The following is a 15,695-nucleotide window of genomic DNA, read 5'->3' as shown; positions in this document are numbered from 1 at the left end:
CGCCTGTAGTAGTATTAAACTGAAAAGTCAAGCCCGGACGCTTTCATGAAAACCGGGACGGTTCATCTGCTTTTTTATGGTAAAAAGGAGGACGCCTATGGGACAACTGGTTTGCGGCGGGGCTATGCTTCAGTGCAGCTTCGGCGCCGCGCCTTCAACGCTAATGGTACTGCCGGCCAACCGGGTCATGACGAGCATGCCGATTGCCAATATTATGGACAATAAGCCGATGGCGAACATCTTGCCCTTCGGCATGTGCAGCTCCATCGCCAATCCGCAGGTTGCGGCAGCCACCGCCGCCGCCTTGGGCGCGCTGACTCCGATGCCGTGCATCCCGGTAACCGCTGCGCCATGGGCGCCCGGCTCCCCTACCGTTCTTGTCGGCAACATGCCCGCACTGAACAACAGCTCCAAATGCATGTGCAACTGGGGCGGCGTCATCCAGATTACGAACCCGGGACAAATGACCATTCAGGTGCCTTAATACAACGGCAGCCTAAGGAGCGATTGGATTGATTGAAAGTATCATTAAGCCGTTTATCGCGCCCATCCAAAAACGCATCTTGCTTCCTCTCAAACGCGCGAACAGCCTCCCCAAGCTAATTGTCAAGCGCATCAAAGCCGAATTCAAAAAAATACTCGGCGCCAAGGAAATTACGAAAGCCAGCTATGTGCCGCTAGGGAATTACTACATATCCAAAAAATTAATTGTCATCCTCATTCTGGTCGTGCTGGTGCTTGTGTTTTTTATCTTCATTAAACCGCCCGCCTTCGTCAATAAATGGCTGAACCGGACCACAGTCCTGCAGGAGCAGTCTGAAAAAGCGCTGGCCTTCAGCGGCAAAGCCAGGATTGTGGACGAAAGCGGCGCCTTGAAGTATGAGGGAGCGCTCGCCGAGGGAGTGTACCAGGGTCCCGGCAAGCTGCTGGACGGCAAGGGGACCGTCATCCAGCAGGGCGAGTTTGACCAAGGGCAGCTGAAAAGCGGAGATGCCTACAGTGAAAGCGGGCAGCTTTTATACACAGGCGCTTTTGCGGAAGGGCTGTATGCCGGACAAGGCACGCTGTTTTACCCCGACAAGCAGATCAAATATCAGGGCGAGTTCCAGGCCGGCCAGCCGGGCGGCAAGGGCGGCAAGCTGTTCGACGAAAACGGCAAGCTGATGTACGAAGGCGGATTTATGAACGGCGTTTATTCGGGAGAAGGCATCGAATATTATCCCGGCGGAGCCGCTATCAAGTATCAGGGCCAGTTCGTGGCCGGAAAATATAACGGAACGGGCAAGCTGCTGAACCAGGACGGGATTGTCGTGTATGAAGGGGCCTTCAGCAACGGCGTGCTGACCGGGGAAGCGACCGAATATTACACCAGCGGTATGGTCCGCTACAAAGGCCAGTTCGCAGGCGGCCAATACAGCGGGCAAGGCCAGGCGCTGTACGAGGACGGCAAGCCCAAGTACACCGGCTCGTTTGTCGCCGGGCAATATGACGGCGAAGGACAGCGTTTTTCCGAAGAAGGCTACCCGATCTACAAGGGCCGCTTCGCCGCCGGTCAGTATGACGGACTCGGCGAGCTGCTCAATAAGGACGGCAAGCCTTCCTTCAAAGGCTATTTCAAGCAAAACCAGCCGGATTACACCGCCTTCATCGGCTTAACAGGGGCCAAGCTGGAGGAGCTGCTCGGCAAGCCGACCGAAACGGCCATCGTGGAGCCGTCAGGCTTGACACCGGCAGCGGATGCTGTCGGCTCCGGGGCTCCTGCGGGGACCTCCCCGAGCACTGGCGGGACTGGAGCCGCTGGAACAAGCGCAGCCGCAGCCACAGCCGGATTGAACAAAACTACCGGTACGGGCTCCGTTACGATCGCTTCGGCCGGCACAAGCGCGGCTGCCGCTTCGGAAGCAGGCGGACCCGGAGCCGGCACCTCCTCCGGGTCCAGCAAAACCGTCGGCGCGGGCGCGGTCAAAATCGCATCGGCCGGCGGCCAGACAGCCCCTGCCGGTGGCGATGCCGGAAAAACCGGAAATGCCGGGGCCATCCTCCCCGCTCCGGGAGCGAGCCCGCAATTAGTAAGCACGTACCGCGATTTCGGGCTTTCCTTCGTTATTAAGCTGTCGGATTTGAATCCGAAGGAAACCTTCGTGGATTCCGTTCAAATTACCGATGCGGCCAAAGCCGCCGATTTGGATACCCGCCTGGAGACACATCTGGCCGAGCTGAACGCGGCTGATCCGAAGCAACTGGCTTTGACCAAGTCTGTCATCCAGACTGACCCGGATCAATACAGCAATTTGTATCTGTGGGACAACAGCTTTTTCAAAATCACGTTTGTGAATAAGAAGGCTGTCCGGGCCGAAATTACGGCTGCGGCTAGTGAATAAGCAGCGGATCCATGTCTAGTCCGATGGACAATCCGGCACGGCTCCGCCAACGAGCAAGAACCTCCGAAGCTGCCAAGCGGCTCCGGAGGTTCTTTTTACATTTTGGGTATTCATCTAAACGCCCATTTCAGTTGAAACGCTCTGCAGCGGCCGGCCTTCCATGTAGTATAGCGTCGGGGCCAGCATTACGAAATAAATATGGACATTTTCATAGCCAAACTGCTGCAGAAGAGCATTCATTTTGGATGCGATGGCGTCATGAATTTCCTGTGCCCGCGGAAACATCAGGATTTCGACGGAACGCGGAGAATTCGTAATTGCCTCAATCGCTGCAAGCTCAATCTTGACTTTCTCTTGGGGAATATGAACAAGACGGGAAAATTCCTCAATCAGCTGAGGGGCGATATTTTGCAGGAACCGGTTTTGAAAGCCGGAAAAGCGTAAAAATGGCAATGGAATCCCTTCATTTCGCTTGTGTTGTATACTTGTGATTTTAATCACAAGATAAAGGGAAGTCAATGCCACTCTACGGCGCTTACTGCGGATAATTGGACTTCCTTGCCCATTAAGACGGACAAACCTCCGCAGGTCGCAGGATTTTTCACCTTTGTACAGCTAGAGGGCAGATGGCAGATGTTCCTTGGCCGTTCCTGACTTTCTCCAGTGATAGCCGCAAGGACATGATACGGGATTCCCCCGTTTTAATGGCGGCTCCCCCGCTTGGTCCACTCCCTGCGCAGCTCCCCTGCCAGCAGCCGGATGCCCGGCTCAATGTCCGGTTCCTGCACGTTGCTTACATTCAGCTTCAGCAGGTTGCCCATTTGGAATAAAGGCAAATAATGCTTGTCGATGGTTTCCAGCAGGACCGCCTTTTTATGCAAGCGGCTGATCATGTTCGGAACCCGTATGGATTCGTCCAGCACAAGATGCGTATGCATGCCAGGCTGCTTCGAAGCCGTATAAGAGAAGGCACCCCCGCTCCCTGCAGCCTCCTGCTCTAAGGCCGCTGCCAGCAGCTCCGCCCTGCGCGTGTAGGACTGGCGTATTTTTTGTCTGTGCCGGTCGAACATCCCGCTTTTCAAATAAATTTCCAAGGCCCCCTGGGACAGCATTGAGCTGTCAATATCCATCGTGCGCTTATAGTGTCTGAACACCCCGACCAGCGCCTCCGGGAGGACGGCCAGGCCGACACGCAGGCCGGGAAAAATAATTTTGGAATAGCTTTTTAAATAAATCACCCGCTCGGCCCGGTCATACGCGTGCATCGGATCGGCCTTGCTGTCCTGCTCCATATCGGCCATATAATCATCCTCAGCCACGTACACATCGTATTTGCGGGCCAAGGCTGCGATCTGCTTCTTCTGCTGATTCGTAAACGAGCTTCCCAGCGGGCTGTGGAACCGGGGCATCGTATAAAAAAATTTGATATCCCCGGTGCGGAACAATCTTTCCAGCTCCTCCATATCCACACCTGCCGCTGTTCTGGCAATGCCTCTGACCGGGATCTGGTGTGTCAGCAAGTGCTCGATGAACAAATGATAGCCGGGCTGCTCGATAAGCACCGTCCGCTTGCCGTTCGGGAAAGGAATTGCCGCAAGCAACGCCAGCGCTTGCTGTACGCCCGAGGTAATAACCATATTGCGTTCGGGAGCAAATACCTGCATGCCGGCTAATTGCTTATGCAGCACAGTGAGCAGCGACGGCAGTCCGCTGGCGGTCCCGTAAATAAACAAGTCGTTCTTGTACGTATCGATGGCTTTATTAATACAGTGCTGAAAATCAAGATACGGGAATACGTCCGGGTCCGGCGCAGAAGCGGCAAAATCAATTCGCTGTGCTCCCTTGATCTGGCGTTTGCTGCTGGTTTGAACAACATAATAGCCGCTTCTCGGCACAGAATAAATCACATGCCGCCGTTCAAGCTCCTCCAGCGCCTCGATAACGGTGCTTTTGCTGCACTGGTGCTGCTCTGCCAGCATCCGTATCGACGGAAGCTTGCCGCTCTGTCCGAACGCGCCGCTCTGTATGAAGGCTTCCAGCTCGCTAAGCAGCCGCATATATTTGTGCACGGTGATCCTCCTATTCTGTACCGGTACAGTTTAGCCTTTTTCACATTGTAACATATGCCCCGGGACATTACGATTACAGTGACGGCCGATATTGAAGCCTGCATACAGCACGGACATGGAAAGGAGATTTTCTGATGAATATAACCGCAACCAAGCGGGTTTATGCCGCCGCAATACTGTACGCCCTGATGATCGGGCTTTCGTTTCTATTTGTGAAGCTGGCTTTGGAGGCCTCACACCCGATTGACACATTGGCACACCGTTTCACCATTTCTCTGATTGCGGCGGCCGCCGCACTCTTCCTGGCCCGGCGCCGTATCCGAATCCGGTGGAAGGAGCTTTGGGGGCTTGTGCCCTTGGCTGTCTTTTACCCGGCCCTGTTTTTTACCTTCCAGACGTTCGGGCTTGTCTACACGACCTCATCGGAGGCGGGCATTATTCATGCCACGGTGCCGATTTTTACAATGCTACTGGCTTCCCTCTTTTTGAAGGAACGCTCCACTTGGCTGCAAAAGCTGTTCACCCTGCTGTCCGTGACGGGCGTGATATTCGTCTTTCTGCTGAAGGGGATTCAGCTTGAAGCGACCAGTACAATCGGGGTTGCGCTTGTTCTCATCTCGGCGCTGTCTTCCGCTGTGTACGGTGTGATGGCCCGCCGCCTGGCGCAGCAGTACCACCTGCTGGACATGACGTTTATTATGTCGGCGCTCGGCTTTGTCCTGTTTAATGGCATGTCGGTTGTCCGGCATGCGGCCGAAGGCTCCTTAGGCCATTATTTCGACCCGTTCGCCAGTCCGTCATTCATCGGGTCCATTCTGTATCTGGGCATTCTGGGCTCTCTCGGCTCCTCGCTCAGCTCAAACTATGTGCTTTCTCAGATGGAAGCCTCCAAAATGAGCGTCTTCAACAATCTGGCTACCGTAATTACGATGGCCGGCGGCGCCATTGTGCTGCATGAGCAGCTGGCGTATTTCCATTTCCTCGGCGGGGCTATGGTCATTGCCGGGGTTATAGGGGTCAGCTTCAGCGGCTCCAAAAGCCCGCATCGGTCTCTAATACGAGACAGCGCCCCGGCAGCGAAATAAGCTGTCCGGCTTGATGCAGTCAGCAACGCCTCAAGCCGGCTCATTGAACAATGTTTCCTGCATCCTCTGTTTTTGTAATCCCGATCGTGCTGGGCCGGAAGAATACATCATGGTAAAATCCTGTCCGTTTCATCTCTGTTCCGCCCCTGCAGCTGCCTGCGGTACTCCGTCGGCGCGAAGCCCGAATACTGCTTAAACAGCCGGGAGAAGTAAAAAAAACTCAATCCGACGGCATCCGCGATTTCAGATACAGGCGCTCCGGTCTGGGAGAGCAGCAGCTTGGCCTTCTCCATCCGCATCCGGTTAATGTACTGGATTGGCGGCTCGCCGAGCATCGTTTTGAAGAAGCGGACAAAATAGTTCGGATGCAAATGCACCAGCCGGGCCAGCTGCTCCAGCGTCATTTCCTCCGCCAAGTGGTCCTCGATGTGCCTTAGAACAGCGTTGAGCTTCTCCGTCGATTCGTAGGAGGCCAGCCGGACCTCCTCCGGGGGACAGCCTTCAAGATAGGCGCTAATAATTTCCAGAAGCGCAGCCTTTACCCGCAGTGTGGAGGTGATCTCCTTGCTTTGGTGCTGCTCGATCAGCCGTTCAAACAGCCTAATGGCTTCGGGCATGTCCGGCACGTCGATTTGGACAGGAAGCTGCAGCAGCCGGAACAGGTTCATCTCTCCTGCCGTTGCCGTACAATGGCACCAATATTTACCGAGTGTATGATCCGGATTGGTTGTCGCGAAGGACACGCGCTCCCCGGCCGGCACAATAAAGAGCTGTCCGGGCTGCGGGGCATAATCGTGGCCGCGAATGCGAATCCAGCCCTCGCCTTCGGTAATCAGGTACATGCGGGTATAAGCGGAGGATGAGATTCAAATGCAAACCGGCGACCAGCAGGAGCCGCTTTACAATTCGGTCCTCGCCGCCATGCGCGAGGGCTGGAACGTGCTGCAAAGCCCTGCGCTTCCGGTATTCCGGACCGGCTTTGAGCATGATTTGGGCCACCTGCCTTACGAATACGTACTGGAAAGGAAAGTGATTGTTCATGGGTAATGCAGAACGGAAGCATCTGCTCAATGCCGAGCAAATGGCCCGCTTCGTCAGCGACGGCTACCTGCTGCTGCCGGAAATGGTGCCTGCCGAATATAATGAGGCCGTGTATGCGGAGCAGCGCCAATACAGCGAGGGCAGCGCCAGGTTTTGGACGGAATCGAAGCGGATACAGGACATCTTCGAGCTTCCGCAGGTGAAAGGGGCGCTGCAAAGCTTCGTCGGTCCAAATCCCGTATATGACCATTCGTTTATGCATATCGTTAAGCCGGAAAAAGCGACCGCCCAGAACTGGCATCAGGACTCTGTGATTGACACGCGTCCGTACGGCTTCGATGTGCAGGCGTTTTATTTCTCACACGACACTCCGATTGAGATGGGGCCGACCATTATTTTACCTGGATCCCATCTGCGCAAGGTGAGCAACTTCAGCATCGGCCGCTACAAAAATATCGTCGGCCAGAAGCAGCTCGCCTGCAAGGCCGGCACGATTGCAATTCTTCATCACGGTATTTGGCATGCCGCCATGCCGAACGCGACGGACCGCACCCGCTATGTGTTCAAGCTCCGGCTTCGTCCCGGCTGCGAGCAGCGCAACCTGTTCAATACGGACGGCTATGACAGCAAGGAAGTCCGCGACATCATTTACAACGCCAACTACCCTTGGCAGGGAGACGAGTCCCGCAATGAGCATATTCTCCGGGCCAAGCTGTGGCGCTATGTTACCGGCAACAATTCCATCGATGTATCCTTTGAAGGCGCATTGACACGGATGCAGATTACAAGCTAGTCCGGCTGGAGCTATACTAAACCTGACAAACAACCAAAGACCAGCAGCATCCCCTGACGGAGAAACGAATCGCACGCCGAAGAACCTCCATGCTCACTCTAGATAGGCTCCCCTTGTTAAGCATGCCATGAGTGTCATTGCTTAACACAGACTGCTAAAGGGCAGCATACCTTTTCTGTGACCTGGAGGTTCTTCTTCTTTCATTTTCAATTCCGCCTTACGGCAAAACATGACTGCGGCTTATCCGCTCCCCGTCTCATCCTTGGCTCGTTTCCGCTTCGTCAACCGCTCGTAAATCCCGTATATTCCTTTGGATTCCTTCGCCAGCAGCGGGCCGAGTATCGCGAGCAGCAGTACATAAAGCACGGCAAAGGACTGAATCGCGGGCAGCAATCCGCCGGCTTTGCCCAGATTAGCCATAATAATAGAGAATTCGCCCCGCGACACTAGGGTGAAGCCTACGTTTAACGAGGCACGCGGTGATACGCCGGAAAGCCGGCCTGCGATAAACCCGGCAAACAGGTTGCACAGGAGTGTCAGGATGACAGCAAGGACCGCCATCAGGACAGCCCCTCCCAGCGCCGTCGGCTCGATCGTTAAACCGAAGCTGAAAAAAAACAATGCGCCGAAAAAATCGCGGAACGGCATGACAAAATGCTCAATCCGCTTCACATGAGCTGATTCCCCCAGCACCAGGCCAATCATCAAGGCGCCGATGGCCTCTGCGACATGAAGTGTTTCCGAGAAGCCCGCTACGAGAAACAGCAGCGTCATAACCGTAAGCAGGAAGAGCTCGGAGGAAGGCACACTGAGCGCCTTATCCACATGCTTAACCAGCCTTCTCCCGATAACGAGAAACAGCACAATGAACAAAAAGGCTGATAATGCAACCAGCAGAACCCCCGTAAGCGAGGTTGCCCCGCTCAGCAGCAATCCGGACAAAATCGAAATATGAATCGCGATAAACAAATCGTCGAACATAATCATGCCCATAATAATTTCTGTCTCCGGATTGGCTGTCCGCTTCAAATCAACGAGCACCTTGGCCACAATGGCTGTCGAGGAGCTGGTCATAATCCCGCACACCACAAGCATCTCTTTCAGCGGAAGCCCCATCATCCAGCTGAGCAGGAGACCTGAAGCGAAGTTAAGCGCGACATAGCACAGGCCGCCCACAACGATCGTCTTGCCTGATTTAAGCAGCCTCGCGACGGAAAACTCCAGCCCCAAATAAAACAATAGAAACAAAATGCCAAGCCGCCCCATAAAATCGATAACGGCGGAGCTTTCAATGAAACGCAAATCTATAATCCAGAAATGAGGGGCATGCGGCCCGACAGCCATTCCAATCAAAATATAAAAGGGAATGACCGAGAACCGCAGCTTAGCGGACAAAAAAGCGACCAGCGTAATTAAAACCAGCGCCAGACCGACCTCAAAAATAATCGTATCCATCGGCTATCGACCGCCGTCCAGAAGCAGCTGCTTCAGCTTGGACAGCTGCGTCCGTTCGCCGGCAACAACAACCGTTGCTCCGGCAGTGAAGATGTGATCCGGCCCGGGACTAATGTGCGTCGTTCGGCTTTTGTCCTGCACCGCAATAATGGTTGCTCCGGTCTTTTGCCGGATATTCAGTTCGCCGATCGGCCTGCCGATGCATTGAAACCGGGTATCAACCCGAATCCATTCAATGATTAGGCCGTCCAGCACCATTTCCAGCTGCTCCAGCGCCTTGGGCTTATAGGTCATTCCGCCAATAATGGAAGAAAGCACGCGGGCTTCCTCATCGTCCAGCGTGAGGACCGACTGCACTTCATCAGGATCGTCGGCATTCATATGATACAGCTCCCGGCGCTCATCGTTGTGTACAATAACGACCAGATGATCGCCTGCTTCGGTAATCAAGGAATATTTCCGGCCAATGCCGGGGAGATCGATTTCTTTGAGGTTCATTGGAATTCCCTCCTTTCGCAAAAAGAAGGCGGCTGCTTCAATCGCGCTGCAGCCGGAGGAGTAGCATCAAGCAGGCCGCCCGTCAGGGGGCGCTTCATGCCGTTCGGAGAATAATAATGAAACCGCTTTCTAGCTGCGCTATGCCAATCTGACGGAGACCCGTCCATTCGCTTCATCGTTTTCATCCACGCTTGGCTATGGTTCATAGTAGATATCACCTCCTATTTGCGGCCTGCGCACTTTCATGCTGCTGCGGTGCTGTGTCTTCATCATGCTGCTTCCTCCCTTTATCCAAAATAAAGAAGGCTTCCGTTCTGTAGAAGCCTCCCCCTCATTGTACCAAATGTCCCCAAGAAGTCCACCCTGTCAGGCAACAGCCAGAATTGTAATTACTGTACAGGGTGTGATAAATATCACATCAAATGTAACCTGTCTACGCCTATAATAAACGATAAGAGAGAAGAAGCCGTTGTTCAGGCGTTCATTTATGGGGAGGTAGTTGTTCATATGCAAAAAGAAATTCACATTCCGGAAAATCCGGTATCCCGCTTTTTATTCAGCAGTACAAGAGCGGGGCTCATCTGGCTCGTTATCCGCTTGTACCTTGGCTATGCGTGGATTACGGCAGGCTGGAAAAAAGTGACCAGCCCGGCATGGACGGGAGACAACGCAGGCTCGGCCCTGCAGAGCTTCGTCAAGGGCGCGCTGGCCAAGGCTGAGTCAGGCAAGGATGTTACCGGCTGGTATGCAGGGTTTCTGGAAAGCTTCGTGCTTCCCAATGCCAAGATTTTTGCCTATATGGTCGCTTTCGGCGAGCTGCTGGTCGGACTGGGCCTGATTTTGGGTCTCCTTACCGGAATTGCGGCATTCTTCGGCGCCATTATGAACGTCAGCTTTTTGTTCGCCGGAACACTCAGCACAAACCCGCTGCTGTTTATTCTTGCCACTTGGCTCGTATTAGCCTGGAAAAACGCTGGCTGGTATGGTCTGGATCGCTGGGCGCTTCCGCTGCTGGGCACACCTTGGGGCGGTAAAGCAAGTCATAAAACTCACACCACCCGCGTCGATTAGAACCGTTCGTGAAAAATAAAAAAGCCGGCTCGAGCTACGGCTGGTTGTAGAAAGGGAGCCCCCGCGGGCTCCCTTTCTTATGGGTTCAGCTTATCGATTCCGGCACATAAATCGGGCCTTGCACACTTTCATCCGCCATGATCCTCAGCAGCGCTTTGGACAGCTTATGCGGCTGATACGGCTTGACCAGGTACCCTCTGGCCCCGAGATCCTGAGCCCGCTCTTTTTCTTCAAAAGCGCTGGAAACCAAAATCGGCACATGCTTCAGCAAATCACTATGCTTCATCTGTTCAATGACAGCCCAGCCGCTCATGCCGTGAGCCAGCACCAGATCCAGCACAACGGCTGCGGGAACCGTCTCCGACATCGCCTTTAGCGCCTCTTCGCCCCGGGCAAACTGAACGACATGATAGCCGCTCTCCGTCAATTCCTCCGCCAGCAGATCGGACAAGCTCGCATCGTCCTCGACAATGTAGACCGGACCCTTGCCCTGGGCTGCCGATTGTGCGGCCAATGCCATTGACTCATAGGCCGGACCGGCCAGCGGCAGCAGCAGCGTAAAGGTGCTGCCTTGCCCGTACACCGACGACGCCTTGACGTCTCCGCCGTGAATGTTCATAATTTCCTTCACAATGGCAAGCCCCAGCCCCGTTCCGCCAATCTCCCGGCGATCCGAGTTATCCACCCGATAAAATTTGTGAAACAGCTTCGGCAGCGCCTCCGCCGGAATTCCTAAACCCTCGTCCGTTATGTCAATGCATAAGTTGGCGTCCTCGCGTCTCAATTGAACAGACACTGTACCGCCATCCGGTGAATATTTGATCGCATTGCCGATCACATTCATCAGCACCTGCTTCATTTTATCCGGATCGGCATTCACATGCGCATCCTCCAGGCCGGGCTTGAATTCAAACCGGTGATTCGGCGCGTTCACACGCTGCAGCTCCATGGTTTCCCGAATGGCATCCGCCATATTCATCATGCTGAAATCATACGTCTGCTTGCGCGACTCCATCCGCTGGAGATCCAGGAAGTTATTAATGAGGGAAGTGAGCCGGTTTGCTTCCTGATGAATCGTCCCGATGTATTTCTTTTGTCTTTCCGGTGTAAGCTGTTTATGCAGCAGCAGCTCGGCAAAGCCGAGAACGCTCGCCAGCGGTGTCCGCAGCTCATGGCTGACCGTACTGACAAACTCCGATTTCAGCTGGTCGGCCTCATATTCTTTGGTAATGTCACGATGCACAAGCAGCATCCCTACGTGCTCATCTCCGGTATACAGCGGCTCGCTGTAGATTTGGACAACACGCGGCTGCGGAGCTGTCATCTCATAAATCAGGCGCTCCCGCCCGGTCCCCCGCCCCTCAACAAGATCGAGAATATACTGCTGAAGCGCCTCTGCATGTTTGACCAAAGAATGTATTCGGGCATCCAGCTGCTCCAATGTCAAGTTGACTGCCGGACCGGTTTCCCATTCGTAGCCCATCATCTGCTTCCAGCTGGAGTTAACCTGGATCGTCGTTCCATTCCGGTCAATCAGCTGCACCCCGACTTGAATCGTATCCAGCATATCCTGTGTCAGCTCACGCTGGCCTTCCGCCTTTTCATACATGTCCAGCTTCTCCAGCGACAGGGCAATTTGCTTTGCAAAGGCCGCTCCCTCCGCTTCGTCCTTCCCGGAGAAATCCAGGCTCATCCGGGTCAGCACCACAAGTGCAATCAGATTTCCTCCGGCATCCAGCACCGGAACGAATATGTCGCTTACATAGGCTGGTTCCAGATGATATCCGCGTTCGGAGGCGGAGGCAGCCCTTTTCAGCGTGTAAGGATGGCTGCTTTCCTCAATGCGGGGCAGGACACCGTCCTCATACGTGGACATAAACTGTCCTATCGCTTCCTCCGACAGACCGAACGAAGCATAGTCGCGCTTTGCCCCGAGCAGGAGAATCATGCCCTTATCAGCCTTCATCAGCTCCACCATGTTTAAAATGATGCTTTTAAGCAGATCCTGCCGGTTTAAGGTGGTAGAGATGGAACGAATAAACCGGTTGCGCCTCTGCAGGTCCTGCTCGTTCTCCTCCATTTTAAAGAGCGCCTCGGTCAGCTCCTCCTGCTGCATTTGCAGCTCATCCTGCTGGGCCTGCAGCTCTTCGTTCTGGGCGACGAGCTCTTCTTCCTTGGTCTGAATCTGGATCATCATCGCTTCCAGCGAACGGGCCAGCAGTCCGATTTCATCCGCCCGGTCCGTATAGCGTATCTTCTCGACACGTCCAAGGGCAAAGGCGCTCGCGCTTGCCGAAAGTCTGCCGAGCGGCATGCCGAAATCCCGGGCGGTCTTAATCATCATCAAAAATAAAAAGGTCATAATCAAAATAAGATACAACACGTACTGGAAGTTCTGCGCCTTCATCCGTTCGGCAAACATAGCTTCGCCTTCATCCAGCTTCATCTGGTTCGTCCGGTTAAAGGCTCGGGCGTCCCGAATGAAGTTGTTGACCTCCTCAATCATGCCCTGCCCGGCCAGCTTGCGCAGACCCTCATCATCATTTGCACGCACATATATGACCGCCTGCGGCAGCGTTTCGGCGAAATATCGCTGGAAGAACGACTCCACGAAGCGGACAAGCTGCTGCTCCTCCGGGTTCATTCGGTACTGCTTATAGGTGGCAATAGTTTGCTCCAGCTCCGCCTTTTCCGCAAAAATCAATTTGTATTCCTCTTCACTCTGAAAGGCGTAAAATCCGCGCGCACGGAAAAAAATACCGTTCGCATGATTCGCAATGCTCTCGACCAGCCGCTGCTTTTCCCTAAGCTCGCCGTTCAGCGTACGGAACCGCTCATGCTCGCTCTGCTCCTTGAAATACAAAACCCCGGCACCTGCCAGAACGAGCAGCAAGAACGTAATCATCATGCCCATAAAGCGCATCATCAGGCTTTTTCGAAACGGATTGACGAGGTTGCTCATGCCAGCATATCCCCTATTTTTCGCACCAGCTCCAGAGGACTAAACGGCTTCGACATAAAATCGTCGGCGCCTGCATGTCTTACGCGCTCCTGCTCCTTATGCTGGCTTTTGGCGGACAGCATTAATATTTTGACATTGTGCTTGTCCGGCATTTCCCGCACCCTCGTAATGACATCAAGCCCGGTGAGCTTGGGCATCATATAGTCCAAAATAATTAAATCGTAGCTGCCGGAGCAAATGGCCTCCAGCGCCTCCTCCCCGTCGCAAGCGACGTCCAGATCATACCCTTCATCCTCCAGCGTATCCGCTACCAGCATACGCAGCACCGCTTCATCTTCCGCAAGCAACAGCTTTGCCACTTCATAAACCAACCTTTCTACAGGCATTATTTCAATCTTCGCAGCAGACGCTTCACACGCGCTTCAAGCTCGCCGATCCGGAACGGCTTCGTTAAATAATCGTCCGCACCGAGCTGCAGGGCGCGAACAATATCGTTTTCCTCAGAACGTCCGGTCAGCATAATCACCGAGTACTGGTTCGAATCGGGCATCGCCCGAATTCGTTCCAGCACCTCCAGACCGTCCATCTTCGGCATAATACCGTCCAGGATGACCAGGAATGGGTTCCGCTGACTATGCCATGGGTCCGCAAAAAAGATTTCCCCGTCACGATAAGTCCGAACCTCCACCGGCATAATCGCACCGATGGACTCCTTCAGACATTCCAGGAGCATCGCCCGAACGATGGCGTCATCATCAATAATCGCAATGTTGAGCTTGCGGGCCGGCTGCGTAAGCTCCATGCCGATGCTGCCGATTTCAATCCGGCTTCGCCCGTTTTGCTTCGATTGGTACAGGGCAAAATCGGCGGCCTCCAGCCATTTCCGGTAATACAGCGGGTCTGCCTCCAGCACCTCTACGACCCCGGCGGAGAACGTTACTCGCAGGTAATCCGGCTCCTGGCCGAAATCGATTTGGGAGAACTGGCCGAGAAGCCGCTCCAGCAGCAGCTTGGCGTCCTGTTCCCCCGTTTGCGGCATAAGCATGACGAATTCTTCCCCGCCATACCGGATCAGAATATCGGTCGCCCGGATATTTTCCTTCAGAAATTGGGTAAAGCCGGCCAGCACCTTATCCCCGACCAGATGACCGTACACATCGTTCACCTGCTTGAAACGGTCCAGGTCAATAACCGCCAAAGAAAAATTTTTATTCACCCGCTGCCGCTCATGGCACAAGCGTTTATAGGCTTCATCGAAATATTTCCGGTTTAGCGCCCCTGTCAGCTCATCAATAAAGAGCAGGCTGTCCAGCTGCCTTTTCTTTTGCATTTGCCGCTTCATGCGCGCCAGCAGTTCCTCGACATCGAGCGGCTTGTTCAGGAAATCGTCCGCGCCCATTTCAAAAGCCTTGAGCCGGGTAGCCCTGCTCACATCCGTACTGATCACGGTAGTCGGGATGAAGCTTTTGCTGATGCGCTCCTTGAGCGTCTCTATCACTTCAAATCCGCTTTTTTCCGGAATGATTAAATCGAGAATCAGGCAATCCGGGGATAAATCATGGAAATAATGAATCGCCTGATACGGGTTCACGGTTGCAATCACAAAATAGCCCTGAGACTCCAGCTCCTCCTTCAGGAATTGAAGCAGCGTAGCATCATCATCTAAAATAAGAACTAACGGCTGATCAGCCGGAATTTCGCTCTCATCAATCGAATGCTCCGTGGTTAAAATGTCCTGATGCTGACGGGCGGCGTACGTCTCCTTGATTAAAGGAAATAGAAACGCCCGCAAATCATCCGGCTTCCACGCTTCGATGGCCATGGCTTCGGCCTGCTGCAGCAGCTTGCCCGACAGGGCGGACAGCACTGGCATTTGAATCGTGCCGGAGGTCCCTTTGATAGAATGCAAGAATCTGCAAACTTCCTCGTGATGTATAGCCTCATGTGGGTGCAGCCAAGCCTCTATTTGATTGCGTATGCTTGCCAGCAAGGAATCTCTATATTTCTGCAAAACTATCCCCCTCCGCGAATTTGCCGCAGACAAGCGCACCGGTTTATATAAACCACAGGCGCGTTTTCTTATCGTTAGGTGAAACCTGCTGATAAGCCCATTTAAAGCCAGATGATGAGCGCAGCGGACTACAAGCATGGTTATGAAAAAAATCGATTGCTGTCGAATTTGATGATGCTAATTATAGCACATCCCGCTGCGGATTTTTATAATTCCTGTTTGGAATCCTATCGGGGGCTTACAAATGTGGTACTAGTGCTTGATTCCGCAAAAGTTCCAACGGTAATAGGGCAATCTTACCAAGGGTTATGTTACACTTGATGAACATA

At 53.8% G+C, this 15,695-nt stretch carries 14 protein-coding genes; 6 read left to right on the top strand and 8 right to left on the bottom strand.

All coding sequences use genetic code 11. The features are described from left to right. Positions 1 to 97 precede the first annotated feature (97 nt). Together WBG83_RS07250 and WBG83_RS07245 are read left to right on the top strand one after the other, a co-directional pair. Positions 98 to 484, top strand: a complete 387-nt coding sequence (locus tag WBG83_RS07250) for a DUF4280 domain-containing protein (RefSeq protein WP_336744002.1) — start codon at positions 98 to 100, stop codon at positions 482 to 484. 28 nt (positions 485 to 512) lie between these two features. After that, positions 513 to 2,381 carry an MORN repeat-containing protein gene (locus tag WBG83_RS07245; RefSeq protein WP_336744000.1) on the top strand — a complete coding sequence of 623 codons (1,869 nt, stop codon included), beginning with the start codon at positions 513 to 515 and terminating at the stop codon, positions 2,379 to 2,381. Positions 2,382 to 2,495: 114 nt separating this feature from the next. Here WBG83_RS07245 and WBG83_RS07240 read toward each other — a convergent pair whose 3' ends face one another. Then, complete coding sequence (locus tag WBG83_RS07240) at positions 2,496 to 2,834, bottom strand: DUF1904 family protein (RefSeq protein WP_336743998.1); 339 nt, start codon at positions 2,832 to 2,834, stop codon at positions 2,496 to 2,498. A gap of 248 nt (positions 2,835 to 3,082) precedes the next feature. Beyond that, positions 3,083 to 4,450: an aminotransferase-like domain-containing protein gene (locus WBG83_RS07235; protein ID WP_336743996.1), complete on the bottom strand. Its 1,368-nt coding sequence runs from the start codon at positions 4,448 to 4,450 to the stop codon at positions 3,083 to 3,085. 134 nt (positions 4,451 to 4,584) lie between these two features. Here WBG83_RS07235 and WBG83_RS07230 point away from each other — a divergent pair, with 134 nt between their 5' ends. Further along, complete coding sequence (locus WBG83_RS07230) at positions 4,585 to 5,535, top strand: DMT family transporter (protein WP_336743994.1); 951 nt, start codon at positions 4,585 to 4,587, stop codon at positions 5,533 to 5,535. Between the two features lie 107 nt (positions 5,536 to 5,642). Here WBG83_RS07230 and WBG83_RS07225 read toward each other — a convergent pair whose 3' ends face one another. Continuing rightward, positions 5,643 to 6,377 carry a helix-turn-helix transcriptional regulator gene (locus WBG83_RS07225; RefSeq protein WP_336743992.1) on the bottom strand — a complete coding sequence of 245 codons (735 nt, stop codon included), beginning with the start codon at positions 6,375 to 6,377 and terminating at the stop codon, positions 5,643 to 5,645. 28 nt (positions 6,378 to 6,405) lie between these two features. On the opposite strand from WBG83_RS07225, the gene WBG83_RS07220 reads away from it, so the two are divergent. Beyond that, on the top strand, positions 6,406 to 6,582 hold the full coding sequence (locus WBG83_RS07220; RefSeq protein WP_336743990.1) for a hypothetical protein: 177 nt from the start codon (positions 6,406 to 6,408) through the stop codon (positions 6,580 to 6,582). After that, positions 6,575 to 7,369, top strand: coding sequence for a phytanoyl-CoA dioxygenase family protein (locus WBG83_RS07215; protein WP_336743988.1), 795 nt, complete (start codon positions 6,575 to 6,577; stop codon positions 7,367 to 7,369). Before WBG83_RS07220 ends, WBG83_RS07215 begins: the two co-directional genes overlap by 8 nt. 240 nt (positions 7,370 to 7,609) lie before the next feature. On the opposite strand, the gene WBG83_RS07210 is transcribed toward WBG83_RS07215, so the two are convergent. Further along, on the bottom strand, positions 7,610 to 8,824 hold the full coding sequence (locus WBG83_RS07210; RefSeq protein ID WP_336743987.1) for a cation:proton antiporter: 1,215 nt from the start codon (positions 8,822 to 8,824) through the stop codon (positions 7,610 to 7,612). Between the two features lie 3 nt (positions 8,825 to 8,827). Continuing rightward, complete coding sequence (locus WBG83_RS07205; RefSeq protein WP_336743986.1) at positions 8,828 to 9,322, bottom strand: cation:proton antiporter regulatory subunit; 495 nt, start codon at positions 9,320 to 9,322, stop codon at positions 8,828 to 8,830. Positions 9,323 to 9,829: 507 nt separating this feature from the next. Between WBG83_RS07205 and WBG83_RS07200 the strand changes: the two genes are divergently transcribed. Then, positions 9,830 to 10,393 carry a DoxX family membrane protein gene (locus tag WBG83_RS07200; RefSeq protein ID WP_336743984.1) on the top strand — a complete coding sequence of 188 codons (564 nt, stop codon included), beginning with the start codon at positions 9,830 to 9,832 and terminating at the stop codon, positions 10,391 to 10,393. A gap of 85 nt (positions 10,394 to 10,478) precedes the next feature. Here the strand turns inward: WBG83_RS07200 and WBG83_RS07195 are convergent, their stop codons facing one another. Genes WBG83_RS07195 through WBG83_RS07185 form a run of 3 tightly spaced genes read right to left on the bottom strand, consistent with a single transcriptional unit; the run spans position 10,479 to position 15,264 of the window. Continuing rightward, positions 10,479 to 13,355, bottom strand: coding sequence for an ATP-binding protein (locus WBG83_RS07195; protein WP_336743982.1), 2,877 nt, complete (start codon positions 13,353 to 13,355; stop codon positions 10,479 to 10,481). Beyond that, positions 13,352 to 13,714 carry a response regulator transcription factor gene (locus WBG83_RS07190; protein ID WP_336743979.1) on the bottom strand — a complete coding sequence of 121 codons (363 nt, stop codon included), beginning with the start codon at positions 13,712 to 13,714 and terminating at the stop codon, positions 13,352 to 13,354. Before WBG83_RS07190 ends, WBG83_RS07195 begins: the two co-directional genes overlap by 4 nt. A 26-nt stretch (positions 13,715 to 13,740) precedes the next feature. Further along, positions 13,741 to 15,264 (bottom strand): GGDEF domain-containing response regulator, encoded by a 1,524-nt coding sequence (locus WBG83_RS07185; protein WP_336743977.1) that lies wholly within the window; start codon positions 15,262 to 15,264, stop codon positions 13,741 to 13,743. Positions 15,265 to 15,695: the final 431 nt, after the last annotated feature.

This window comes from Paenibacillus sp. y28, assembly GCF_037137075.1.
In the GTDB taxonomy this organism is placed as follows: Bacteria; Bacillota; Bacilli; order Paenibacillales; family NBRC-103111; genus JBBBNV01.
Note: the sequence above shows the minus strand (reverse complement) of the source record. Positions and strands in the feature narration are given on the sequence as shown.